Origin of the sequence: Nocardioides cremeus, from assembly GCF_030518195.1 — a bacterium.
Taxonomy (GTDB): Bacteria; Actinomycetota; Actinomycetes; order Propionibacteriales; family Nocardioidaceae; genus Nocardioides; species Nocardioides cremeus.
The window spans coordinates 1-23,227 of sequence record NZ_JAULSC010000002.1; the positions used below are offsets into that span (position 1 = coordinate 1).

The following is a 23,227-nucleotide window of genomic DNA, read 5'->3' on the forward strand; positions in this document are numbered from 1 at the left end:
AAAGGACCCCGCCACCACCTGACCCCCCCCCGGGAGCCAACCCCGGAACCGATGCATTGACCCGGAGGGTGGGGCCAAATCAAAGCAGCACAGTGGGGCCAAATGGGCTTGTCATTCTCACTGTTTCGACGGCCTGCATCTCGTGCGCTCCCACCGGGACAGGTCGGTGCCCTTGGGGAAGTACTGGCGCCGCAGGCCGTGTGGTTCTCGTTGGTGGCCCGCTGCCAGGGCGAGTGGGGGTCGGCGAAGTAGACCGCGATCCCGGTCTCGCTCTTGAACTGGGCGTGTTGGGACAGTTCCTTGCCGCGGTCCCAGGTCAGCGTGCGACGCAGCTGCTCTGGCAGGGTCGTCATCGTCGTGGCGAGGGCGTCCTTCATCGCGACCGCGCCGTAGCCGCCCAGCGGTGGACCGTTCTTCGTGGGCGCAACGATCCCGTAGCCCTCGGCACGGGGCAGGTGCACGAGCATCGTGTACCTGGTGGTGCGTTCGACCAGAGTGCCGATCGCGGAGCGGTTCAGCCCGATGATGAGGTCGCCTTCCCAGTGACCGGGCACCGCGCGGTCGGCAGCCTCGGCGGGCCGCTGGCTGATCACGACGTCCGCGGTGACGTGGGCGCCGGGCGTATTGCGTGATCTGGCCCGGGGCACGCGCAGCGCCCGACCGGTGCGCAGGCAGGCGACCAGCTCGCGTTTGAGCGCGCCGCGGCCCTCGATGTAGAGCTCTTGGTAGATCGCCTCGTGGCTGATCCGCATGGACTCATCATCGGGGAAGTCGATCGGGAGCCTGTTGGCGATCTGCTGCGGACTCCACGCCAACGCCCAACGGCGGTCTTGACGGTGCGGCTTGTTCCGCCCCTTCCAGGGCGCCACGTCCGGCCCGATGATCTCCACGCCATCTGGTCCACGGAGCACACCGGCGAGCTTGTCCTGGACGTAGTCGCGCAGCCGCGGGTTCTCGACGAGCCTCGCGGTCTTGGCGCGCTTGGCTGCGCTCCGGGCCTTCCACTGCGCCACCGAAGCGTGGTACTCCACTTTCCCGCTGCGGGTGGCGGCGTTGCGTCGCAACTCGCGCGAGATCGTCGAGGGATGCCGACCGACCCGCCGGGCGATCTCGCGCACCCCTTGGTCCTGCGCCCTCAGGATGGCGACCTCCTCCCGCTCAACGAACGACAGATACCTGCCTGACGGTGCGGCAAGAGTGATCGGTGGCATCCCGCCACCGTGGCGGAACCACCGCGACCCGACCGGGCCTGACACGCCAACAGCGGCCGCGGCGTCCTCGCTGCCCATCCCTTCGGCGATCCGCCGCCAGAACTCCTGCTCCACATGCCGGGGGTGGATACGGACGCCCAGGCGACCGCATCGCCGGCCGCACCGCACGATCCGCATCCTGTTGTCGACGAACCACCGAACACCTCCATGCAGTCGAGGTGTTGCGACGACCGGTTGATTTCGCCCGATACTCCACGGTCGCTGTGATGGACCAAGCCGGTGACATCCTGCCCGGCCCGTTGCCGGTTCCAAAGGCCCATGTCGAGGGCGTCCAACGCCAGGTCGGTGCGCAGGCTGGTGGACACCTGCCAGCCGACGATCATTCGGGCGAAGACATCGAGGACGAACGCGACATAGTCCAGCCAGCGTGGGTCCTGACGTAGGTCAGGGGTCGGCCACCCACAGCTGGTTCGGTGCTGTCGCGACGAACTTCCTGCTGACAAGGTCCTCGGGTCGTTCGGTCTCAGCGCCGTCGCCGAGGGTGGTCTTGCGGGTCTTCTCCCGCGGGATCCCGCGCAGCCCCTCAGCCCTCATGAGTCGCTCGACGGTGCAGCGGGCGACCTTCACGCCCTCGCGGTTGAGCTCGGCGTGGATCTTCCGCGCGCCGTAGACCCCGAGGTTGGCCTTGTGGGCGACCTTGATATCCTCGACCAGTTCGGCGTCGCGGATCGCACGTGCCGACGGCGGCCTGGTCTTCGCGGCGTAGTAGCTGCTCCGGGCGATCGTGAAGCCGGCCTTCTTCAGCACGGCACAGATCGGCTCGACCCCGACCTCGCGCCATCGACCACGTCGTGGCGATGAGCCTCGATGTAGGCAACTACCTGTTCGTGGGGCGGTCGAGCTCCGCCGCGAAGAAAGCCGAAGCCGTCCTCAGAATGGGCGGATTCAAACGGTGGGCGCAACGAGTCCTGTGAGATGAGGCCGTCACTGACCACAGGAGGATCCGGATGCAGGGCAAGCACGGGCATCTCAGCCGGGAGCAGAAGCAGCTCGCACTCCGGCTGCATGCGAAGGGCTGGCGACTGGTCGACATCGCCAAGGAGATCGGCTGCAGCGCACCGATGGTCGGCATCATGGCCCGCACCGGTCGGCATGTCGACGCTAAGCCGTACGGCTGGCAGCCTCGTGCCGGCCAGCTGACCATCGACGAGCGCGAACAGATCCTGCTCGGGGTCAACCGCGGAGACACCTTCACCGCGATCGCTGAGCAACTCGGCCGGGCAGTGTCCACCGTCAGCCGCGAGGTGAAGCGCGGCGGTGGCCGTACCCGGTACTCGGCCTGGCATGCCCACGAACGTGCCCGCGAGCAGGCCCGACGCCCCAAACCGTTCAAGCTCGCATCTGGGCGACTCCTCGACGAGGTGGCCAAGCAGCTCGAGCAGCTGTGGTCACCGCAGGAGATCGCCGCACGCCTACGGTTGGATCACGCCGACGACCCGGAGATGCGCGTGAGCCACGAGACGATTTACCAGTCGCTGTTCGTGCAGGGCCGCGGCGAACTGCGACGCGAGCTCGCCCGTTGTCTGCGGTCTGGCCGCGCCTCCCGCAAGCCCCGCGGGACCACCGACGGCCGAGGCCGAATCCCCGGCATGGTGATGCTCAGCGAGCGTCCTGCGGAAGCCGACGACCGGGCAGTGCCCGGGCACTGGGAGGGCGATTTGATCCTCGGTGAAGGCAGCCGCAGCGCGGTCGGCACGCTCGTCGAACGGACCACCCGGATGGTTCTGCTGCTGCACCTGCCGGACGGGAAGAGTGCCGAGCAGGTCGAGGCCGCGATGCGTATAGCGATCACGGCTTTGCCCTCGTCGTTGGCCAGGACGATCACCTGGGACCAGGGCGCAGAGATGTCCAAGCACGCCGCCTTCACCACTGCCACCGGCATCCCAATCTACTTCTGCGATCCCCACTCGCCGTGGCAGCGCGGCAGCAACGAGAACACCAACGGGCTCCTGCGCCAGTACCTGCCCAAGGGCAGTGACCTGAGCATCGTCACCCGCGATGGGCTCGACGCGATCCAGGACAGCCTCAACAACCGACCGCGCAAGACCCTGGGCTATCTGACACCATCAGAGAAGCTCGCAGAGTTCCTTGCGCCCACCGTTTGAATGCGCCATGTGGTTGGTCCGACGCAACTCGCGATTCTCCCGCTCGAGCTCGGCCAACCGATGCCCGTCGCTGGTCGTGGTGCCGGGCCGGACACCACCGTCGGCCTCGGCCTGCCGGACCCAGTTGCGCAACGTCTCGGGGTGCATGCCGAGTTGCTCGGCCACACGATTGATCGCACCGACCTTGGTCTCGGGATCTTGCCGGAGCTCGACGGCCATCCTCGTGGCCCGCTCACGCAGCTCGTCGGGGTCCTTCCTGGGTGCTGCCATGACTCTCATCCTCCATGGATTGAGAGAGCCTCCATCAGACCCAGGGCTATTCACCCCCGACCTTGAAGACGGGTTGTGCAGTGCAGCGGGTGCCGCTAGGCAGCTGGGTTTGACTACTCAAGACCCAGGTGATGACCGAACGCCGTCGGTCGCCAACCGAGCACCGCAAGCACGGCGCGTCACTCCGCAACTGGCCTATCCCGGGGACTGCTGTCGAAGGACCCGCAGTTCGTCGACAAGGTCAAGGACGTCGTCGGGCTCTACCTCGCCCCACCTGAACGGGCCGTGGTGCTGTGCGTCGATGAGAAGTCCCAGATCCAGGCGCTGGACCGGACCGCACCGATCTTGCCGATGTTGCCGGGGACCCCGCAGCGCGCCACCCATGACTACACCCGCCACGGCACCTCCAGCCTCTACGCCGCACTCGACATCACCACCGGCAAGGTCATCGGCCAGCTGCACGCCCGGCACCGGGCGATCGAGTTCAAGAAGTTCCTGACCACGATCGACAAGGAGGTTCCCGACGACCTCGCAGTGCACCTGGTGATGGACAACGTCTCGACCCACAAGACCCCCGTGATCCAGCGCTGGCTGGTCGCCCATCCGCGCTTCGTGGTGCACTTCACCCCGACTTCGAGCTCGTGGCTCAACCTGGTCGAGCGCTGGTTCTCCGAGCTGACCACCAAGAAGCTCCAGCGCGGCGCGCACACGAGCGTCCGCGCCCTCAACAACGACATCCGCGGCTGGATCAAGACCTGGAACGAGAACCCCAGGCCCTACGTCTGGACCAAGACGGCCGACCAGATCCTCGACTCCATAGCCCGCTACTGCACGCGAATCAACGACTCAGGACACTAGGCGATGTCACGCACCGCGTTGACGACGTGGCGTCACTCACGGTCCGCACCGCGACGACTCGGCCTGCTCGCTTCCAGCTGCGGTAGGTCCGCGGCGATCTGGCAGCCCTGCTCGCGCAGGGCCCGGCAGATCGACTCGACCGCGTGGCCCTGGCTTCTCATCGTGTCAATGAAGCCCATGATCAGCGGTTGCGGGTTCTTGATGTGAGGCACTACAGGTCCCAGTCCGCGCGGATCAGGCGCGATGCCGCCGCGCGTACACCCGAGGCGTTGTTCTACAAGATGACGAAGTCGTCGTGCTGCTCAACTGTGAAGTCGGTCCAGCGTTGCACCCCGGGCTGGTCGCCCAGGTTTGGCGGCTGCGCCGAGAGCATCTCACCGCCGCGCGCGCATGAGCTCGATGGTCCGTTCGGCGAGTTCCGCCTTCGGGTCGCAGTCCGCGGTCTTGGCGTCAGCGGCCGAAGGTGCCGCACCCTCGTCGTCCCATGTCGCCCAACGTGCCGGTGTTTGAGGGCCAGATTGCCAGCGAGTCTTCCTGCGATGAGGTCCAGCTGTTGGAGTGGCGTGGTTCCTAACAGCGCGACCTGAGAGCCGGCGTTGCCGTCAGTGCCCGCGCTCGTTCCCGGTGGTGATCGGAGGTTCTGCACCGATTGCGTAGGCGTAGGATGCCCGTACGAGGCCAGCGGCGATGTCCGCCTCGTATGCATCGCGTGGGGCGTAGACCATGACCGCCCCCGGCGAGATGATCCCGAGGCGGGCGATCGGGTGCTGCTCGGCCCAGCCAGCCTCGATCGCAGCCTCGGCGGTCGGAGGCGGCAGGACCAGGTGTAGGGATTGATCGGGGGATGGGTGGAGGTGGGCGAACTCGGTGCCGATCATGAACGCATCCGGTGGCCCTTGGGCCGGGCCTTGAGGCAGGGTGAGCGCCTGCGCACCGGGGACGGAGATCATCGAGCCCGCCCAGACCACCCCCGGCAGGGTGCCGATCTGCCCGATCAGGCGCTCCCGTGGTTGGTCATCGCGGGGCTGCTGGTCGAGCTGGGTGTGTGGGTTCGTCGGGGTCGTCGAGGGCCGCGGGCCAGGGCGCTGGGGCATGGGAACAGGGACAGGGACGGCTTTGCTCATGACAGGGTGAATAGCGGTCCGACGAGGACGAGGCCGAGATCGTCACCGAGGTAGGCGAAGGCCGCGAACATCACGAGTGCCGCACCGGCCAGCGAGAGGTCTTTGAGGAACTGGGTCTGTTCCATGACCTTGGCTCCGGGGTCGGTCTCGGCCCAGAAGCCGTGCATGATGAAGGCGGTGGGTAGCAGGAAGGCCGCGAGCAACAGGGCCCCGACGTCGGGCCAGATCCCCAGGGCCACCATGAGTGCGCCGGCCAGGAGCTGCAGGCCGGTCAGGACGACCATGACGGGCGCGGCGGGCACTCCCTTACCGGCGGCGTATCCGGCCATCATCTCCCTCTGTGCGAGGTGTCCGTAGCCTGATCCGAGGAAGAGTAGGGCGAAGAGCACCCTCCCGATGAGTACCAGAACATCCACGCTTCCTCCTACGATCGATACTTACTATGAGTAAGTGGTTGAGTTATAGCAGTAGCCTGACCGCAGGTCAATCAAGCTTGATGCAGAGGTGGGGTCGAGGTGGCGGACGGGCTGATCGGTCCGGTGGACAATGACTGCGGACGCTACTGCCCTCAGTTCCACCAGACGGTGGAACTGCTGGGCCGGCGTTGGAACGGTGTCATCCTCCACGCGCTGATGACCCACGCTGAGCGCTTCGGTGAGATCCACGCCGCGATCCCTGGAATTTCCGACCGCCTGCTGACCGAGCGGCTGCGAGAGCTGGAACGCGAAGGACTCCTCTCGCGGATCTGCCCAGGCACCTCAAGTGCCCCGCGATACCTGCTGACGCCCAAGGGAAGGGCGCTGGGACCGGTCATCGACGCGATATCGGCCTGGGCGGCGGACTGGAACCCGGTTGCTGAGTGAAGGGCATCCCGGTGACCGCATATCGACGATGCGGGTCCGACGGCCCGCATTCATCGTGGCCACTGCCCTGCTGGGTTGCGCGTCGTGCCGGCGGCAAGAGTGACCACGGCTGCATCGTCGGGACGCCTCGCCGTGACATGTGGTAGAACGCCGGACGTCGCGAAACCAGGGCTCGACTGTCCCGTGGTGTCGGTGGGAATCCTCGTCCAGAATGAAGAAGGCGGCCCCTGCTCAAACGAGCGCATCAGACTGGCCGTCGGTGCTTGTGCTGTTCAGTGTGCCCCTCTTGGGTGCTGCGCTTCGAGTAGTGGGGATGGTCGAGGTCGACCGAACGGCCGACCGTGACGCCATCGGACAAAGTGGCTGCGCGGGGACTGCCGGTCTGGTCTTTCCTGAGGCCCTACGTACCGAGATGTGGACGGCGGGGGAGTGGCTTGAAGGATGCTCCATCGGTGACGACACGTCGGAGCGCTTGAACACATAACTGCAGGTCAACATGCAGTGGTTTTTGTCACTGCGGTCAACATCCGCAAGTTCGTGCTGCGCGCCGCACGCCTCGACGACCTGGTCGAGCTGGGCAGCCTGACCCCGCAGGCCGCCGCGTTCCTGCACGCCTCGGTGCGGGCCGGGCTCAACATCCTGGTCTCCGGAGGCACCCAGGCCGGCAAGACCACGATGCTGAACTGCCTGGCCGCCGCCATCCCCGGCAGCGAGCGGGTGATCTCGGCCGAGGAGGTCTTCGAGCTGCGCTTCCCGCACCCCGACTGGGTGCCGTTGCAGACCCGGCAAGCCGGTCTGGAGGGGACCGGCGAGATCCGGCTGCGCGACCTGGTCAAGGAGACGCTGCGGATGCGGCCCAGCCGGGTGATCGTGGGTGAGGTGCGCGCCGAGGAGTGCCTCGACCTGGTGCTGGCACTCAACTCCGGCTTGCCCGGCATGTGCACCCTGCACGCCAATTCCGCGCGTGAGGCGCTGGTCAAGATGTGCACGCTGCCGCTGCTGGCCGGCGAGAACATCGGCTCGAGGTTCGTGGTGCCGACCGTCGCCTCGTCGGTCGACCTGGTGGTCCACCTCGGCCTCGACCACCGGGGCCGGCGCCACGTGGAGGAGATCGTGGCCGTGCCGGGCCGCACCGAGAACGACATCATCGAGGTCGAGCCGATCTTCCGCCGCTCCGACGGCGAGCTGCGCCGGGCTCAGGGGATGCCGCCGCGCACCGAGCTCTACGAGCGCCACGGCATCGACGTACGACGCCTGCTCGCGGTGGGCGCGGAGCAGGAGGCCTGAGCGTGGGCGCGCTCGTGGGGCTCGGGGTGGGTGTCGGCCTGCTGCTGATCTGGTCGGCGTTCACGATGCCCCTGCGCCCGAGGATCGCATCGCGCGGGCCGGGCCGCCTCGAGCGGTTGCTGGGCTCCGCCGGGCTGCGAGGCGTCTCGTCGACGTCGTTCGTGCTGCTGTGCGCGGTCTCCGGCGCCGGTGCCGCGCTGCTGGTGCAGCTGGTCTCCCGCACGCCGCCGGTGGCGATCGTCTTCGGTGTGCTCGCGGCGTACCTGCCGGTCACGGTGGTGGCGGCCCGCGCCCGTCGCCGGCTGCGCGAGTTCGCCGAGGTCTGGCCCGAGGCCGTCGACAACCTGGCCTCCGCGGTGCGGGCGGGCATGTCGCTGCCCGATGCGCTGTCGGCGCTGGGCACGCGCGGGCCGGAGCCGCTGCGCGAGGCGTTCACCGGGTTCGCCATCGACTACCAGGTCTCGGGCCGGTTCGGGGAGAGCCTCGACCGGCTCAAGGACCGGCTCGCCGACCCGGTGGGGGACCGGGTGGTGGAGGGGCTGCGGGTCGCTCGTGAGGTCGGCGGCGGGGAGCTCGGCCGGCTGCTGCGCAACCTGTCGGGCTACCTGCGCGAGGACGCACGGACCCGCTCGGAGCTCGAGTCGCGACAGGCCTGGACCGTCAACGGGGCCCGCCTCGCGGTCGCCGCGCCGTGGGTGGTGCTGCTGCTGATGTCGCTGCAGAGCGACGTGATCCGCCGCTACGCCTCGCCCGCCGGGGTCGTGGTGCTGGGGGTGGGCGCCGGTCTGTGCGTGCTGGCCTACCGGTTGATGATGCGCATCGGCCGGCTGCCGACCGAGCGGCGGATCCTCTCGTGAGCCTCGCGATGTGGGGCGCGCTGCTGGGCGCCACGACGGCCGCCGGTCTGCTGCTGGTCGCGGCCCGGTTGCGCGCCGTACGCCGCCCGCAGCTCGCCTCCCGCGTGCTGCCCTACCTGCGTGACCTGCCCGCCGTCGGCATGCCTACGGCGCCCCGGGCGGCGGCCGGCGGGGGCGCGGGCTCCTCGGTCGTCGTCGCGGTGTTCGGCCCGGTGCTGCGCTCGATGGCCCAGAGCGTCGAACGGGTGCTGGGCGGGGCCACGTCGGTGCGCCGTCGCCTGGCCCGGGCAGGTCTCGACAAGACCGTCCACGAGTTCCGGGTCGAGCAGGTGCAGTGGGGGCTGGTGGCCTTCTCGGTGGCCGCGGCCTGGGGCCTGCTGCGCACCCTGGGCGACCCGGGAGCCGTCGTCAGCTCGGCGCTGGTCTGCGCCATCGCCTTCGTGGTGGGGGTGCTGGGGCGCGACAACCACCTCTCCGGCCAGGTCCGCGCCCGCGAGCGCCGGATCCTCGCCGAGTTCCCCACCGTGGCCGAGCTGCTCGCCCTCGCCGTGGCGGCGGGGGAGAGCCCGGTCGGGGCCCTGGACCGCGTGGTCAGCCGATCGGGCGGCGACCTGTCGGCCGACCTCGCCCGGGTGCTGGCCCAGGTGCGCACCGGCGAGCCGGTCGGCTCGGCCTTCGACGAGCTGGCCGCGACCAGCGGGCTTCCCCTCGTCTCCCGCTTCGCCCAGGGCATCGCCACCGCCGTGGAGCGCGGCACCCCGCTGGCCGACGTGCTGCACGCCCAGGCCGCTGACGTCCGCGAGGCCGGGCGTCGCGAGCTCATCGAGTCCGCCGCCCGGCGCGAGGTGCTGATGATGGTGCCCGTCGTGTTCCTGGTGCTGCCTGTGCGAACCAGTAACCTTCTCGTGTGAGCAAGAGAGCGGTTCTGTACGCACGCCTGTCTATCGCTACGGATGAGTCTGTCAGCATCGAGCGCCAACTAGAGGCAGGACGGGACTACTGCCGTGCCCGTGGCTGGCAGGTAGTCGCTGAGCATCGAGACGACGGCGTTAGCGCGTCTGCCAACGCCCCTGAGAACCGCAGAGGCTGGCAGGAAGTCCTAGCCCATCCCAGAGGCTCATACGACGTTGTGTTGGTCTGGAAGATTGACCGCCTCGCTCGCAAGGTTCTGGACTTTCTCAACGCTGACAAGGCACTACAGGAGCGCGGGGCCGCTGTCGCGGCGGTGAATGACCCTGTTGATATGACAACGCCGCAAGGTCGAGCCTTCGCAACCATGCTTGCCGTGTTCGCTGAGATGGAAGCGGAAGCGATTAGAGCGCGAGTCACGGCGGCACGTCAGGCACTCATCAAGGCGGGGCGGGTAGCGGGTGGAGCGGCACCCTTTGGTTACTGGAACGCACCTAACCCCAACGGTCCCGGCAAGGTACTAGCCAAAGACCCTGAGACGATTCCATTTCTCATTGAGGCGGTAGAGCGCGTACTTAACGGCGACTCAGTGAACAGCGTTTGTACCTACTTGGACGAGGTAGCGCCGCGCACGGGCAGGAAGAACAGTGCCGCCTACTGGACGGTCACAGTCACTAAGCGGATGCTTCTCAATCCCGTTCTAGCGGGCATGACACCGCACAACCCCGGCAACGTGGGCAAGCAGCGGGGTAGTGAAGTCTTGCGCGGTACTGACGGCATGCCGATTATCCGCGAGGATTTGGCTGTGGTGACCGTTGAGCAGTTCAGAGCACTAGAAGACCGCCTAGCAAACTCTGAGCCCTACAAGGCCGCTACAGAGTCCTACCTAGCCGGTCTGGTGTGGTGTGGACACTGCGACAGAAAGATGTACCGCAACGCTAAGACGATGAACGGTAAGAAGGTTCGTGTTTTTCAATGTCAGGGCAAGTCTGGTTGCGGTCAGCAGGTGACGAACCTAGAGAGCATCGTTGAGGAACGGTTCTTGTCTGAGTTCGGGCACTTGCACTTTGCCCGCTTCGTCTCTCAGCCAACTGACTATGACTTGACTGAGATAAACAATCAAATCAATGAGACGGTGCGACGCATGCAGGACGACGACGCCGACGTTATGGCTCTGGCTGAACGTCTCACGTCTTTGAAGGCACTTAGGCGCAACATTCCTGAGGTTGAGTATTCGTCTGAGTGGTCTGAGAGCACGTCAGGTGAACAGTGGCAGGACAACCCCCGTACCGCCCTCCTTAATCGGTTTGCCGGTGTGCGTCTGCACAAGGGGCGGGTAGGTAGGAAGTTTGACCAAAGCCGCCTGACGTGGATTGAGCATGAGGCAGAGTTCAAGAGTGACGACCCGCAAGAGGTTTTCAAGTACCTGAGTTCTCTGTAACGGCTCAATAATCTATACAGAGTGAGCGATAAAGTAGACAGACTCAGACTTGGTTACTGGAATATGTAACGAATCAATAACGATAACGGGTCATAATCGTTAGACGGTATAATAGAAGTAGAGCGAGTGAAGATTGACGGGAAACCAATCCTCTTATGCGGAGTGCTTCGCACCGCTCATCCCCAGACAGTTTATGTCCTTCTGCTGTCTGGGGACACAAGCAGCGTTGTAACACTTGGGGCAGGTTGCAGCGTGGCGCTTTCTCACTCGCCCCTTCGGTCGCTCTGAGTCTTAGCATTCTATAACTCAGAGCGGCCAACAACTTTCTTGCAGACTATCGCATTGAGAGAAGTAATGTGGTAGAATGGATACTGTAAGCGGAACCGGGTTAGAAAGGCTTATCGTAGGTTTGCAACAAACAGAGTCGTAAGACTCATAACCCCTAGGTTGAGGTACTGCCCGGTTCCCTCCCTAGGGGTTTGTTGTTTCTAGGGCGCTTACAACCGGGCAGGCTTGGCGGTATAACCGAGCGTGGTGGATAACCGGGAGGCGTGATAGCACTACTCTCCCTAAGCGATTGTTGCGAAACAAGCGTGAGCGACCTCTAGGCCAACGGTTCCCTGAGTCGCCCCTGCCCAAAATCCCCAAGCATCAAAGTTGTTGATTAGCACGAGGGAAGGACACCTTCCCTTGACCCCATCCGGCAAGACGCAAGCGTCTTGCGTGAGGGAAGCGAGTAACAAGTTAAAGGAAGTGCATGAGTGATTGAAGATGAAGAGATTGAGATTCTCAGAGATTGTGATTGAGAGTCTTTAGCAGTACCGGCCCGCCCTGCGGGGCGGTTACCGCCGTTCGCGGCGGTAGACAATAAATAACTTAAGGAGAAAGCAATATGAGTATTGAAGTAAACACAGGACTAGAGGAAGCAATCAGAGAGCAGACAGAGGCGGTACGAGAGAGCATCCGCCTAACCAATGCCTTGCTACTAGCCCAAAGCATGAGCGTAGACATTACGAAGGACTCAGCCAAGGTGCTACGTCACCTGAGTCTGCTAGAGAGCACGGTGAGTCAAGATGACTGAGTTGGGAGAAGTCATCAGCAGCACCGCCCTCAGCAATGAGCCGGTAGAGGGGGAGTGCCCTAGGGAGTTGCTAGGGCTGTCCTGCCTGAAGGGAACAGGCTATGACTGTCTGTGTGCGCTTGTAGACAGCACAGAGGTTGAGGAACGTAAGGGGCCGGTATGGGTAATGACCCTCCACCTAACCCAAGGTCTAGGAACGCCATACGCCGTAATGAGTGCGCTCAACCTGACCGGCTATGTGGCAACCTTCCAAGCCTCACCAAAGGCCGTTACAGCAACGTATGACCTACGCAAGCCTCAGAATGTTGACCTAGCCGCATATGTCCGTGAGTGAGGCTGAGGTTTCGTGAAAGTCCCCGTGAACGCATGGGCGTTTCGTAATCGCGGGGTAGGGAGGGCCAAGGTCGCTAGTTGCTCGCAAGTTGCTTGGCTGACCTTGCCTCTTCCCTAAGAACCATAGTCTCTAGTTACAGAAACCGAACCTTTCATGTATGATGAGACTATGAAGAAGAGGAATCGTTCAGCAGTAGTCATTGGGTATTGCCGAGTCTCAACGGAAGAGCAGGCACTCAGCGGCCTTGGCTTGGCTGACCAGCGAGCGGCAATCGGTGCAGAGGCTCAGCGCCGGGGCTGGGATGCGGTCGAGTACGTCACTGACGACGGCTACTCAGCCAAGAGCCTTGCCCGTCCCGGCATCACTGACGCACTGGACCGGCTGAGGGCTGGCAAAGCCGGGGTACTGGTTGTAAGCAAGTTGGACAGGCTCAGCCGCTCGCTACTGGACTTCGCTGGCCTCATGGCTCAGGCAGAGCACGAGGGCTGGCAACTTGTCGTGCTGGATATGGCCGTAGACACGACAACCCCAAGCGGGCAACTCATGGCCTCTGTCATGGCCTCATTTGCTGAGTATGAGCGGCGCATCATCGGACAGCGCACGAGCGCGGCCATGCAGCAACTAAAGGCGCAAGGTGTCCGGCTGGGTAGGCCGCGTGTCATGGCTCAGGAAGTCACTGAGCGCATCGTCAAGGAGCGGGAGGGCGGTAGGACGTTGGCGGCAATCGCGGAGGGTCTGAACGCTGAGAGCGTGCCTACGGCAAGGGGCGGTGCGAAGTGGTACCCCAGCACGGTCAAGGCGGTTCTAACCTCTGCCTCACTCGATGCGGTAGCCGTGGCCTAGGAGGGACAGAAACGGCCCTCTGAGCGCCGTGGCAAAGGAAGGGGTAGCCAAGAGCCAACAGGAAACGTAAGAGGCTCAGAGCGTCGCAGAGCATGGGCGCACTATCCGAAACGGCTAGTGCGCTCGCATGGGTGTATCAAGCACCACAGGCAGATTTATACATTTTGAGGCTCAGCAGGTTTCTAGAACAGTCCCTCATCCGTGTTCTTCAAGCGTGCTCGCTTGGCTTCGATGTATGGAAGCATCGTCAGCGGAACGTTGGGCTTCTCGCCTCTGAGCAACTGGTCAACTGTAATAACCTGAACCTTGGGGAACTTCTGGCCGTTGGCCGGATGCGTGTAGGTGCCCGCGTGGTTCACCGCGTCGATGATTCCCCGTGTCGGCTCAGTCATGGTGATGAGGATTCCCATTTCAGCCTTCTGAGTCTCTACGGTGCCAAGCAAGTCGCGCACAAACTGAGGGCCAATCGTCTTGCCGCCCTTGACCGATACGAGAATGCGGCCAAAGTTCTTGCCGCTAGCGTCTAGGAAGAATCGGGCCACGCCGTCTATGCCCTTGTCTCCTACTTGCTTCTCGTTCGGCTGAGCATTGACAAGGGAGACGGCCCACCGCTCAAAGTCAAAGGGCGATTGACTGAACAGGGCAAACGCTCCGGCGCGGTCGCGTGGGATGCCCAGAACGTCGTATGTTCCCTCAATCTCTTCCCCGTAGGTGTGGCGGAGACGCTTACGGATGAGGTCAATGGCAATGTAGGTAACGTCAATGCCGAGCCACTTGCGATTTAGACTCTGTGCAGCGTCAACGGTAGTTCCGCACCCACAGAACGGGTCTAACACTGTGTCGCCGGGATTGGTACTAACGGCGAGAATCCGCTCAAGGAGAGCGAGAGGCTTCTGCGTTGGATACCCGAGTCTTTCGGCTGCCTGAGAGTTGATAGCGTCAATGTCTGACCAGAGAGACTGTAGTTGTACGCCCTTCGCCTCATCCAAATAGTACTTTTGTCGGGGAACATTTCCCGGTTTTGCTTGGTGGACACGACCCTCGCTGATTAGGCGTTCCATCTCTGGCTTGCTGAAACGCCAATAGCGGGTCACGCCGAGCACTTCGTAGAGCGGATTCCCCTTGGCTGCGCCCCCGGGACCTTCCATGCTGACGGTCTGGAAACGGCGCCCCGTTCCTTCCTCGACATATGAGAACTTTTTGCGAAGGTACTCGTCAGAGTACGGTTGAAAGACCGGATTGAACGTGTAGATATCTGACTTCGTGTAGAAAAGGATGATGTCAGTATTGCGCCCGAAGTGGCGTGCCCCTTGACCGGCGTTGCCCTTGACCGTAGAGGTTCGTCGCCAAGTGATTTCATTGCGGTACATCGTCGGCCCGAATGTTGCATCCAGCAGAACCTTCAGATAATGGCTCATGGTCGGGTCGCAATGAAGGTACATGCTTCCCGTGGACTTCAGTACACGATGCAGTTCGACCAACCGTGGCGTCATATTTACCAAGTAGGCCATGGCGTCGTTCTCGCCAAGCAGTGTTCGAAATGCTGTGAGGGCGTCGGCTACTCGGTTGGGTGTGCCGCCTTGAATGAGTTCCAGATACTGTTCTTCTGTCTCTGGCGTCCAGACCCACGTATCCCCGAATGCTTGCATTTGTGCCGCATCGTCGGCCGGGTGCGTTTCGTGTCGCCCGAACAGAACATTGTAGTTTCGGTTAGAGTTGAAAGGCGGGTCGAGGTAAACAAGGTCAACTGAATCAGACTCAATGTGCTGACGCAGTACCTCTAAGTTGTCGCCGTAAAACAGTTTGTTGTCTGCCATGAAGCCCCGCACTCCTGCCTAGCCGATTGAGCGCGACCCTATCAGTTGCGGCGTTGTGGTTGACTTGTCCCTGTTGAGCAACCTTAGGAGCGGTCATGCCCAAGAAGACGATTGAAGTTCTGTACGACGACTACGACGGCAAGGAACTTCCCGCCGACACCGAACCAATCAGTCTGAGTCTCGGCGGTCAGCGGTACCGGCTGTACCTGTCTCCTGAGAACGAGGGCAAGTTGCGGGACTTCCTCGCTGACTTCACCAAGGATGCTGAGGTTGCTTACGACCACAGGGAAGCCATGAGGCAGCAGGCCGCTGAGCGACGCGCCGAGAGTGGCGGCAACTTCCGTCTCTCTGGTGAGGCATCCGAGAAGTTCAAGGCGGACCTTGCCGAGTTCAACGAAGCCAAGAAGGACCAGCGCAAGGACATACAGGAGTGGGCGCGAGGGTCTGAGAAGTTCAGCGGTGCCGTCCCCGGTGAGAAGGGCATCATCAAGGCTGACCTTCTAGCGGCCTACTACGCCGACAACCCTGAGGCGGTGCGGTACTACGGGGACGAGGCAGCAGAAGCCCCGCAGAGGGCCGACTACAAGGACGCCTGAGATAGCCGCGTGTTCGCCTGACTGACGAACCTGCGTCGTCTATGTTCGGACACGGAAAGACCCGGGACAGTTGCGTTGTCCCGGGTCTTCCGCTTGCTGCTACTTCTTCTTGCTCTCCTTGACCGTGGTGTTGGGGTGCGACTTGCCGTACTTCTCGGTCACGTAGCGGCCCGTCTTGGCGCTGCGGTACGGGCCGCTGGCCTTCTTCCCTGCCATGCTCTCACCTCCTTTCGCTGTGTCTGGGGCCACAGTCTACCGGTCGAATGACACCCGTGTAAGTTCCCTGCCTCCCGCTGTGGTATGTGCCGCGTCGAAGGTTCCTGTTTGAGACTGGTTGTGTGCTGCCCGTGACCATCCTCTTCGCCTTCTGGCCCGGCGTCGTCGGGCTCGACCTGACCACCCCATGACCCTCTCGGGAAAGGACCCCTCATGACCTCCCTCCTCGCGCACCGCCTGGTGCTGCTCTGGCTCGCCCTGGTGGCGCCCGCGCCTCGTCGGCGTCGCGGCGAGCGCGGTGACGTGCCCGGCTGGGTGCTGGTCACCGTGATGTCGGCCGGCATCGTGGTCGCCATCGGCTCGATCGCCCAGGACGAGCTCGGGCAGATGCTGCGCAACGCGCTGAACAAGGTGAAGTAGTGCCGCTGCTGCGTCGGCGCGGCTGCCGCGGTGCGGCGATCGTCGACTTCGTCCTGGTGCTGGTGGTGCTCGTGCCGCTGGTGCTGGGCATCCTGCAGGTCTCGCTGGTGCTGCTGGTGCGCAACACCCTGGCCTCGGCGGCCTCCGAGGGCGCCCGGTACGCCGCCACCGCGGGGCGCGGCGAGGCCGACGGGGTGGCCCGCACCCGCAGCCAGATCGACGGCGCGGTCTCGGGCCGCTTCGCCCAGGACGTCTCGGCCCGCACGGTCCTCGTCGACGGCGCGCCCACCGTGGTCGTCACGGTGCGAGCCACCGTGCCCGCCCTGGGTCTCGGCGGACCCGGGGTCGGCCTCCAGGTCGCCAGCCACGCCGTCGAGGAGGAGCAGTGAGCCACATCGCCGGCCGACGGCGTCGCGACGAGAGGGGCAGCGCGCTGGTCGAGCTGGTCTGGCTGGGCATCCTGCTGCTGGTGCCACTGCTGTGGATCGTGGTCAGCGTCTTCGACGTGCAGCGCGGCGCGTTCGGCGTCGAGTCCGCCGCCCGGTCCGCTGCCCGCGCCTACGCGCTGGCACCCGACGACTCGACCGGTCGCGAGCGGGCACGGGCCGCGGCCCAGCAGGCGCTGGCCGACCAGGGTCTCGAGGACGCTCCGGTCGAGATCGACGTCGACTGCGGCGGGTTCGCCGACTGCCACTCCGGCACCGCGGTCATCACCGTGCGGGTCGACTCGCGGGTCGAGCTGCCGCTGATGCCCGACGTGCTCGGCGGGGGAGCGCCGAGCTTCGCGCTCGCCTCCAGCCACACCGTCCCGATCGGGCAGTACCAGGAGATCACCCGATGAGCCGGAGGCAGCCACGGCGCCGCGACGACGCCGGCCAGGTCAGCGTGCTGATCATCGGGTTCGCCTTCGTCCTCGCCCTGGGCGTGGCGGTGGTCGTCGACGTCAGCGCCGCCTACCTGCAGCGCTCGGGGCTGAGCACCCTGGCCGACGGTGCCGCGCTGTACGGCGCCGACGCGGGTGCGACCGGTGCGTCGACGTACACCGAGGGCGTGCCGGAGGACCAGCTCGCCCTCGACGCGGGGGTCGCCCGCGCCGGCGTCGAGGACTACCTGCGCAGCGTCGGCGCCCACCAGGAGTACCCCGGGCTGCGGTTCGTGGTGGTCGTCGACCAGGCCCGCTCCTCGGTGCAGGTGCGGGTCAGCGCCCCGCTCGACCTGCCGCTGGGCGTCCCCGGTGCCCCCGAGGCGCCGATGGTCTCGGCCGAGGGCTCGGCCGTCTCCGACGTCGAGCGGTGAGGCGGCGCCCGGGTTAAGCCCACCCGTCTAGGCGAGTCACAACGTCGTCGCCGTTCTGTGTGTCCCGCACACATACCCGTCGGGTCGCTGTGTGCGTAGCGTCACCCGAATGCACGAGACCGTCGTCACACGCACCCGTGGGCGCGGTCGCCCTGAACGGAAGGAACCCCGCCCATGATCGGGCTCATCGGAATCATCCTGTCGCTGGTCCTGCTGATCTTCTTCGCCTACCGCGGCGTCAACGTGATCATCCTGGCCCCGCTGATGGCGCTCCTCGCGACCGCCTTCGCCGGCGGACTGCCCATGCTGGCCACCTACACCCAGGTGTTCATGCCGGCGCTGGGCAACTACCTCATCACCTACTTCCCGCTGTTCCTGCTCGGCGCCCTCTTCGGCAAGATGATGGACGACAGCGGAGCGGCGCGGTCGATCGCCTACTTCATCGTCGACAAGCTCGGCGACACCAAGGCGATCCTGGCGATCGTCCTGGCCTGCGGCATCCTCACGTACGGCGGCGTCTCGCTCTTCGTGGTCGCCTTCGCGGTCTTCCCGATCGCCGCCGCACTCTTCCGCGAGGCGGGCGTGCCCAAGCGCCTGATCCCGGCCACCATCGCGCTGGGCTCCTTCACCTTCACGATGACCGCCCTGCCGGGCACCCCGCAGATCCAGAACGCGATCCCGGCGCCGTTCTTCGGCACCAACGCCTTCGCCGCGCCCGGCCTGGGCATGATCGCCGCCGTCATCATGTTCGGCGGCGGCACCGCGTGGCTGATGTACCGCTCCAAGAAGCTCACCGCCGCCGGCGAGACCTACCTGCCCGCCGACGCGCCCAAGGGCCCCGGCCTCCTGTCCCGCGTCACCGGCAGGGGCAGCGACCGCAGCGAGCGGGGCAGCACCACCATCTCGTCCGGTCCCGCGCCCGAGGGCCAGGGCACCGCGACCGCCACCGCCACCACCGGCGAGCCGGTCGCGACCGACCAGTCGACGCTGCCGCGCCCCAGCGTGCTCATCGCCTTCCTGCCGATCTTCGTGGTCATCGCGCTCAACTACGTGCTGGTCACCTGGGTCTTCCCCGCCATGGAGACCGACTACCTGGCCGGCGACGCCTACGGCAACACCGACATCGACACCGTCGGCGGCATCTGGGCGATCGTGGTCGCCCTCGTCGTGGCCACGCTCGTGGTCGTGCTGACCAACCTCAAGCGGTTCGGCGACGTCAAGGAGTCGGTCAACACCGGCACCATGGCCTCGTTCCTGCCGATCTTCAACACCGCCAGCGAGGTCGGGTACGGCGCCGTCATCGCCTCGCTGCCCGCCTTCCGCACCGTGCGCGACGCGGTGCTGGGCATCTCCGGCAACCCGGTCATCTCCCTGGCCGTCGCCGTCAACGTGCTGGCCGGCATCACCGGCTCGGCCTCGGGCGGCATGAGCATCGCGCTGCAGACGCTGGGAGAGCAGTTCCGCGGCCTCGCCGACACCCAGGGCATCAGCCTCGAGCTGATGCACCGCGTCACCGTGCTGGCCGCGGGCGGCTTCGACGCCTTGCCCCACAACGGCGCCGTGGTCACGGTGCTGGCGATCTGCGGGCTGACCCACCGCCAGTCCTACAAGGACATCTTCGTGGTCGCCGTCGCGATCCCGCTGGTCGCCCTGGTGGTCGTGATCACGCTCGGCACCCTCTTCGGCGGCTTCTGAGCCACCCGCCACACCTCGGACCGGCCGGGCTCCCCACCCGGCCGGTCCCGGTAGTTTCGAGACTGTGACCGCCGACCTCGTCTACCTCGTGGCCGGAGCCAGCCTGCTGCTGGCGATCGTGCTGCCCAGCGCCCTGGGCCGGCTGCCGCTCACCTCGCCGATGGTGCTGGTCGGGCTGGGCATGCTGCTGGGCCTGACCCCGCTGCCCAACGACCTGCCGCTGAACCCGCAGGAGAACCGGGCCGCCATCGAGCACATCACCGAGCTGACGGTCCTGATCGCGCTGATGGGCGTCGGCCTGGCGCTCGACCGCCCGCTCGACCCGCGCCAGAAGGCCTCGCGCCGTGCCTGGTCGCCGACGTGGCGCCTGCTCGGCGTCGCCATGCCGCTCTCGATCGCCGGCGTCGCGCTGCTGGGCTGGTGGGCCGGGCTCGCCCCGGCCGTCGCCATCCTCCTCGGCGCGGTCCTCGCGCCCACCGACCCGGTGCTGGCCTCCGACGTGCAGGTCGGCGGACCGGCCACCAGCAGCATCCTGGGCGAGGAGAAGGACGACTGCGCCCCGATCGACGAGGACGACGAGGTCCGCTTCGCCCTCACCGCCGAGGCCGGCCTCAACGACGGCCTGGCCTTCCCGTTCGTCTACCTGGCGGTGCTGGTCGCGGGCGGCGGGGCGTTCGGGGCCACCGCCCTGGAGTGGGTGGGCTGGTACCTGGTGGGCAAGGTCGCGATCGGGGTGCTCGTCGGCATCGCGGTCGGCCACGTGCTGGCCCGCGTCGCGTTCCGAGCCGTGCGGCCGTCGCTGCGCGTGGCCGAGCGTGGCGAGCCGCTGCTCGCCGTGGCGGCGCTGGCGGCGTCGTACGGCGCGGCCGAGGCGCTCGGCGGCTACGGGTTCCTGGCCGTCTTCGCCTGCGCCATGACCTTCCGCGCCTCCGAGCGGCGCCACGACTACCACCGGGCGATGCACGAGGTGGTCGAGCGGCTCGAGCGGCTGCTGACCCTCTTCGTGCTGCTGGTCCTGGGCATCGCGCTGACCCGCGGCCTGCTCGAGGCGCTCGACTGGCGCGGCGTGGCCATCGGGCTCGGGTTGATCCTGGTGGTGCGGCCGCTGGCCGGCTACCTGGCTCTCGGCGTGCGCCCGGTCCCGCCGGGGGAGCGCGGCGGACTGACCCGGGCCGAGCGCGGCACGGCCGCGTTCTTCGGCGTCCGCGGCGTGGGCTCGCTGTTCTACCTCGCCTACGCCGCCGGCGAGGTCGACGCCTTCGGGCAGCCGTGGCTGTGGTCGACGGTGGGCTTCACCATCGTGGCCTCGGTGCTCGTGCACGGGGTGCTGGTCGGCCCGGCCATGGAGATGCTCGAGCGCCAGGGCGGAGCCAGGTCCCCTTCCCACTCGTGAACGCGTGAAAACCGCCTGACCAGGTGGTTTTTACCCTCCGTGCCCGCGGAATGAGTCGGCTACCAGTCGAAGGCGCGCTCGGGGCGCCGCCTCACGCGGCCTCGCGGCCCGACCTCAGGAGTCTCACATGCGTTCGACGAGCCCGAACACCTCGACCCGACGCCGCGCCCGCGGCGCGGTGGCACTGCTGGCTGCGGTGGCGCTCGGTCCGGCAGCCGTCGCAGCCCCGGCCGCAGCGGACCCGGGAGGCAAGGGCGCCTCCGCCCAGGCGAGCAACAAGGGCAACGACAAGGGCAAGAGCAACGCCAAGAGCAACGCCAAGAGCAACGCCGGCGACAAGGGCAAGAGCAACGCGGGCGGCAACGACAAGAGCAACGCGGGCGGCAACGACAAGAGCAACGCGGGCGGCAACGGAAAGAGCAACGCCGGCGGCAACGACAAGGGCAACGCGGGCGGCAACGGTGCAGGCTCCGGTTCGAGCACGGGCAACGCCCCCGCGCACAGCAACGCCGGCGGGAACGCCGGCGGCAACGGCAACGGCAACGGCGCCGGCGCGGCTGGCAGCGCACAGGGTGGCGGCCAGGGCAAGGGCAAGGGCGGGGGCAAGGGCAAAGGGAAGGACGGAGACCCGGCCGGCAACAACGGGACCGTGAAGATCTCCCACGTCGGCGACAAGGACACCCCCGACAACAACCCGCACCCGGGCTGCAGCTTCCTCGTCGAGTGGTACGGCTTCGGCCCCGACGCGACCTCCGACGTCACCTTCACCATGCAGGCACCCACCAGCGCCGCCACGTACACCGTGGTCGAGGGCCAGCTCACCGACGTGCAGCTCGACGGTGACGACGCCAGCGGAGCCGGAACCGACTCCGGTCTCGACCACACGGAGGCCTACACCCTCGCCTTCGACGGCGAGCCGCACCCCAAGCAGGGCTACCACGTCAAGCTGAGCGTGGCGACCGAGTGGTCCCAGGGCAACGACACCAAGTCGAAGGTCTTCTGGGTCGCTCCCTGCGAGGCGGATCGCTCCGGCGGCGAGGATGGCGAGACGTCCGCCGACGGCGACTCGTCGGAGAGCACGGACGGCTCCGACAAGGGGTCCGGCGTGCTGGGCACCCAGGCCAGCTCGACCACCGGCTCCACCGACAGCGGCTCGTCCGACGGGGCCGACGGGACCGACGGGACCGACGGGACCGCGGTCAGCGGAGACTCCGGCGAGGAGGCCAGCAGCAACGTGCCGTCGGCCGTCGACGCCGGCGCGGCCGGTCGCTCGGTGACGGACTGGGTGCGCTCGCCGCTGCCGCTGCTGCTCCTCGGGCTCGGTGCCCTGGTCGCTGTCGGGGCCGTGCTGGCGCGTCGCCGCACGCATGGCTGAGACCTCTCTCGCTCGGCGTACGACGTCGTGGCTGCTCACCGGCGCGGCGATCGCGCTGGTGGCCGGCGGCGTCGTCGCCTGGCGCGACCAGGAGCCCGTCCCCGCCGGGGCGTCCCAGCAGGGCGCCCCGGCCGGGGAGGGCGCCTCGGTCGCGCAGACGGCCCTCCCGTCGCCGCGACGCCTGGAGCGTGAGCCGGGCAGTCCGCGGCGCCTCCGGGTGCCCGACCTGGGCATCGACGCGCCGGTCGTGCCGGTCGGCACCCGACGCGACACGTTGATCCCGCCCACCGACCCGCAGCAGGTCGGCTGGTGGGGGGAGGGGGCAGAGCCGGGCGCGTCGACAGGTCGAGCGCTGCTGGCCGGTCACACGGTCAGCAGCGGAGGGGGCGCCCTCGACGACCTGGAGGACCTGGGCCGCGGCGCCCGGGTCGTCGTGGTCGGCGACGAGGGACGGGTCGCCTACGAGGTCGAGACGGTGCGCACACTCGGCAAGGGACGCCTGGCCCAGCAGTCCGAGCGGCTGTTCCGCCAGGACGGGCCGGCCCGGCTGGTGCTCCTGACCTGCGAGGACTGGGACGGCGAGCAGTACCTGAGCAACGTCGTGGTGGTGGCGCGTCCCGCCAGGTAGGTGCCGACGGTCCGCGAAGGACATACGGAGGATCCGCGAAGGATCGGCGCGGCGAGCGGTGCTGACCTACGCTGCTGGCCATGCTCTCGCGGATCCCCCTCCTCACGACGACCTGGCTGGTCACCGTGGCGGTCCTCGCCGCCCTGGTGCTCACCCTGACGCCGCCGGCGAGCGCCAAGACCGCCGCCGGCTTCCAGGGTGCGGTGCGGTCGAAGACCAACGAGGTCCGCGTCGACCGTGACCTGGCCAAGCTCGGCAAGAACGCCTGCGTCCAGAAGTTCGCCGCGCGGCAGGCCCGGCGGATGGCCAAGAAGGAGAAGATGTACCACCAGGACCTGGGCGCGGTCCTGAAGGGTTGCTCGCTCTCGATGGCGGGCGAGAACGTCGCCTACGGCTACACCTCGGCCGACGCCGTGATGAAGGGCTGGATGGGCTCCCCGGGGCACCGCGCCAACATCGTCAAGAAGCGCTACCGCCTGCTCGGCGTGGGCGCGCGCCAGAGCGAGTCGGGCACCTGGTACCTGGCCCAGGTCTTCGGCCGCAAGTAG

At 66.4% G+C, this 23,227-nt stretch carries 22 protein-coding genes and 4 pseudogenes; 18 read left to right on the top strand and 8 right to left on the bottom strand.

Annotated elements, in window-relative coordinates; all coding sequences use genetic code 11:
• Nucleotides 1–150: 150 nt before the first annotated feature.
• From QWJ41_RS02890 to QWJ41_RS02895, 3 genes and pseudogenes are all read right to left on the bottom strand, one after another.
• Nucleotides 151–1,362, bottom strand: a pseudogene (locus QWJ41_RS02890) (IS30 family transposase); the annotation flags it as partial.
• A gap of 100 nt (nt 1,363–1,462) precedes the next feature.
• Nucleotides 1,463–1,656: pseudogene (locus QWJ41_RS22385) on the bottom strand (DDE-type integrase/transposase/recombinase); the annotation flags it as partial.
• Nucleotides 1,656–2,018, bottom strand: coding sequence for an IS3 family transposase (locus QWJ41_RS02895; protein WP_162250901.1), 363 nt, complete (start codon nt 2,016–2,018; stop codon nt 1,656–1,658). The pseudogene QWJ41_RS22385 and the gene QWJ41_RS02895, both read right to left, overlap by 1 nt.
• Nucleotides 2,019–2,218: 200 nt before the next feature.
• Between QWJ41_RS02895 and QWJ41_RS02900 the strand changes: the two genes are divergently transcribed.
• Nucleotides 2,219–3,376 (top strand): IS30 family transposase, encoded by a 1,158-nt coding sequence (locus tag QWJ41_RS02900; RefSeq protein WP_302705678.1) that lies wholly within the window; start codon nt 2,219–2,221, stop codon nt 3,374–3,376.
• On the opposite strand, the gene QWJ41_RS02905 is transcribed toward QWJ41_RS02900, so the two are convergent.
• On the bottom strand, nt 3,338–3,646 hold the full coding sequence (locus QWJ41_RS02905; protein ID WP_302705679.1) for a transposase: 309 nt from the start codon (nt 3,644–3,646) through the stop codon (nt 3,338–3,340). The genes QWJ41_RS02900 and QWJ41_RS02905 overlap by 39 nt on opposite strands.
• A gap of 210 nt (nt 3,647–3,856) precedes the next feature.
• Here QWJ41_RS02905 and QWJ41_RS02910 point away from each other — a divergent pair.
• Nucleotides 3,857–4,504: pseudogene (locus QWJ41_RS02910) on the top strand (IS630 family transposase); the annotation flags it as partial.
• Here the strand turns inward: QWJ41_RS02910 and QWJ41_RS02915 are convergent.
• The 3 genes and pseudogenes from QWJ41_RS02915 to QWJ41_RS02925 all read right to left on the bottom strand — a co-directional run.
• A pseudogene (locus tag QWJ41_RS02915) lies at nt 4,504–4,698 on the bottom strand (IS3-like element ISPfr13 family transposase); the annotation flags it as partial. The pseudogenes QWJ41_RS02910 and QWJ41_RS02915 overlap by 1 nt on opposite strands.
• Before the next feature lie 408 nt (nt 4,699–5,106).
• A complete protein-coding gene (locus tag QWJ41_RS02920) occupies nt 5,107–5,454 on the bottom strand; it encodes a luciferase domain-containing protein (protein WP_336623272.1) in 348 nt (115 codons plus the stop codon).
• Between the two features lie 170 nt (nt 5,455–5,624).
• Nucleotides 5,625–6,044 (bottom strand): DoxX family protein, encoded by a 420-nt coding sequence (locus QWJ41_RS02925; RefSeq protein ID WP_056675171.1) that lies wholly within the window; start codon nt 6,042–6,044, stop codon nt 5,625–5,627.
• A gap of 99 nt (nt 6,045–6,143) precedes the next feature.
• Between QWJ41_RS02925 and QWJ41_RS02930 the strand changes: the two genes are divergently transcribed.
• The 6 genes from QWJ41_RS02930 to QWJ41_RS02955 all read left to right on the top strand — a co-directional run bounded on the left by QWJ41_RS02930 (nt 6,144) and on the right by QWJ41_RS02955 (nt 13,243).
• The gene (locus tag QWJ41_RS02930) at nt 6,144–6,491 is read left to right on the top strand and encodes a winged helix-turn-helix transcriptional regulator (RefSeq protein ID WP_200951053.1); all 348 of its coding nucleotides are present in this window, start codon (nt 6,144–6,146) and stop codon (nt 6,489–6,491) included.
• A 501-nt stretch (nt 6,492–6,992) separates the two neighbouring features.
• Entirely contained in the window at nt 6,993–7,778 is a 786-nt protein-coding gene (locus tag QWJ41_RS02935; RefSeq protein ID WP_302705680.1) for a TadA family conjugal transfer-associated ATPase, read from the top strand.
• 2 nt (nt 7,779–7,780) lie between these two features.
• Nucleotides 7,781–8,635, top strand: coding sequence for a type II secretion system F family protein (locus QWJ41_RS02940; protein ID WP_302705681.1), 855 nt, complete (start codon nt 7,781–7,783; stop codon nt 8,633–8,635).
• Nucleotides 8,632–9,546 carry a type II secretion system F family protein gene (locus QWJ41_RS02945; RefSeq protein WP_302705682.1) on the top strand — a complete coding sequence of 305 codons (915 nt, stop codon included), beginning with the start codon at nt 8,632–8,634 and terminating at the stop codon, nt 9,544–9,546. The genes QWJ41_RS02940 and QWJ41_RS02945 overlap by 4 nt, the downstream gene beginning before the upstream one ends.
• Complete coding sequence (locus QWJ41_RS02950) at nt 9,543–10,985, top strand: recombinase family protein (RefSeq protein WP_302705683.1); 1,443 nt, start codon at nt 9,543–9,545, stop codon at nt 10,983–10,985. Before QWJ41_RS02945 ends, QWJ41_RS02950 begins: the two co-directional genes overlap by 4 nt.
• Before the next feature lie 1,583 nt (nt 10,986–12,568).
• Complete coding sequence (locus QWJ41_RS02955; protein WP_302705684.1) at nt 12,569–13,243, top strand: recombinase family protein; 675 nt, start codon at nt 12,569–12,571, stop codon at nt 13,241–13,243.
• A gap of 182 nt (nt 13,244–13,425) precedes the next feature.
• On the opposite strand, the gene QWJ41_RS02960 is transcribed toward QWJ41_RS02955, so the two are convergent.
• Nucleotides 13,426–15,060 (bottom strand): DNA methyltransferase, encoded by a 1,635-nt coding sequence (locus tag QWJ41_RS02960; RefSeq protein ID WP_302705685.1) that lies wholly within the window; start codon nt 15,058–15,060, stop codon nt 13,426–13,428.
• A 95-nt stretch (nt 15,061–15,155) separates the two neighbouring features.
• On the opposite strand from QWJ41_RS02960, the gene QWJ41_RS02965 reads away from it, so the two are divergent.
• The 10 genes from QWJ41_RS02965 (at nt 15,156) to QWJ41_RS03010 (ending at nt 23,227) form a co-directional block, all read left to right on the top strand.
• Nucleotides 15,156–15,656: an Lsr2 dimerization domain-containing protein gene (locus QWJ41_RS02965; RefSeq protein ID WP_302705686.1), complete on the top strand. Its 501-nt coding sequence runs from the start codon at nt 15,156–15,158 to the stop codon at nt 15,654–15,656.
• A gap of 429 nt (nt 15,657–16,085) precedes the next feature.
• Entirely contained in the window at nt 16,086–16,292 is a 207-nt protein-coding gene (locus QWJ41_RS02970; RefSeq protein WP_302705687.1) for a hypothetical protein, read from the top strand.
• Nucleotides 16,292–16,681, top strand: coding sequence for a TadE/TadG family type IV pilus assembly protein (locus QWJ41_RS02975; protein WP_302705688.1), 390 nt, complete (start codon nt 16,292–16,294; stop codon nt 16,679–16,681). Before QWJ41_RS02970 ends, QWJ41_RS02975 begins: the two co-directional genes overlap by 1 nt.
• Entirely contained in the window at nt 16,678–17,133 is a 456-nt protein-coding gene (locus QWJ41_RS02980; RefSeq protein ID WP_302705689.1) for a hypothetical protein, read from the top strand. Before QWJ41_RS02975 ends, QWJ41_RS02980 begins: the two co-directional genes overlap by 4 nt.
• The gene (locus tag QWJ41_RS02985; RefSeq protein ID WP_302705690.1) at nt 17,130–17,588 is read left to right on the top strand and encodes a pilus assembly protein TadG-related protein; all 459 of its coding nucleotides are present in this window, start codon (nt 17,130–17,132) and stop codon (nt 17,586–17,588) included. The genes QWJ41_RS02980 and QWJ41_RS02985 overlap by 4 nt, the downstream gene beginning before the upstream one ends.
• A gap of 174 nt (nt 17,589–17,762) precedes the next feature.
• Nucleotides 17,763–19,283 (top strand): GntP family permease, encoded by a 1,521-nt coding sequence (locus QWJ41_RS02990; RefSeq protein WP_302705691.1) that lies wholly within the window; start codon nt 17,763–17,765, stop codon nt 19,281–19,283.
• Nucleotides 19,284–19,347: 64 nt separating this feature from the next.
• Nucleotides 19,348–20,676 carry a cation:proton antiporter gene (locus QWJ41_RS02995; protein WP_302705692.1) on the top strand — a complete coding sequence of 443 codons (1,329 nt, stop codon included), beginning with the start codon at nt 19,348–19,350 and terminating at the stop codon, nt 20,674–20,676.
• Nucleotides 20,677–20,803: 127 nt separating this feature from the next.
• Nucleotides 20,804–22,051, top strand: a complete 1,248-nt coding sequence (locus tag QWJ41_RS03000; RefSeq protein WP_302705693.1) for a hypothetical protein — start codon at nt 20,804–20,806, stop codon at nt 22,049–22,051.
• Nucleotides 22,044–22,679: a class F sortase gene (locus tag QWJ41_RS03005; protein WP_302705694.1), complete on the top strand. Its 636-nt coding sequence runs from the start codon at nt 22,044–22,046 to the stop codon at nt 22,677–22,679. Before QWJ41_RS03000 ends, QWJ41_RS03005 begins: the two co-directional genes overlap by 8 nt.
• Nucleotides 22,680–22,759: 80 nt before the next feature.
• Entirely contained in the window at nt 22,760–23,227 is a 468-nt protein-coding gene (locus QWJ41_RS03010; protein ID WP_302705695.1) for a CAP domain-containing protein, read from the top strand.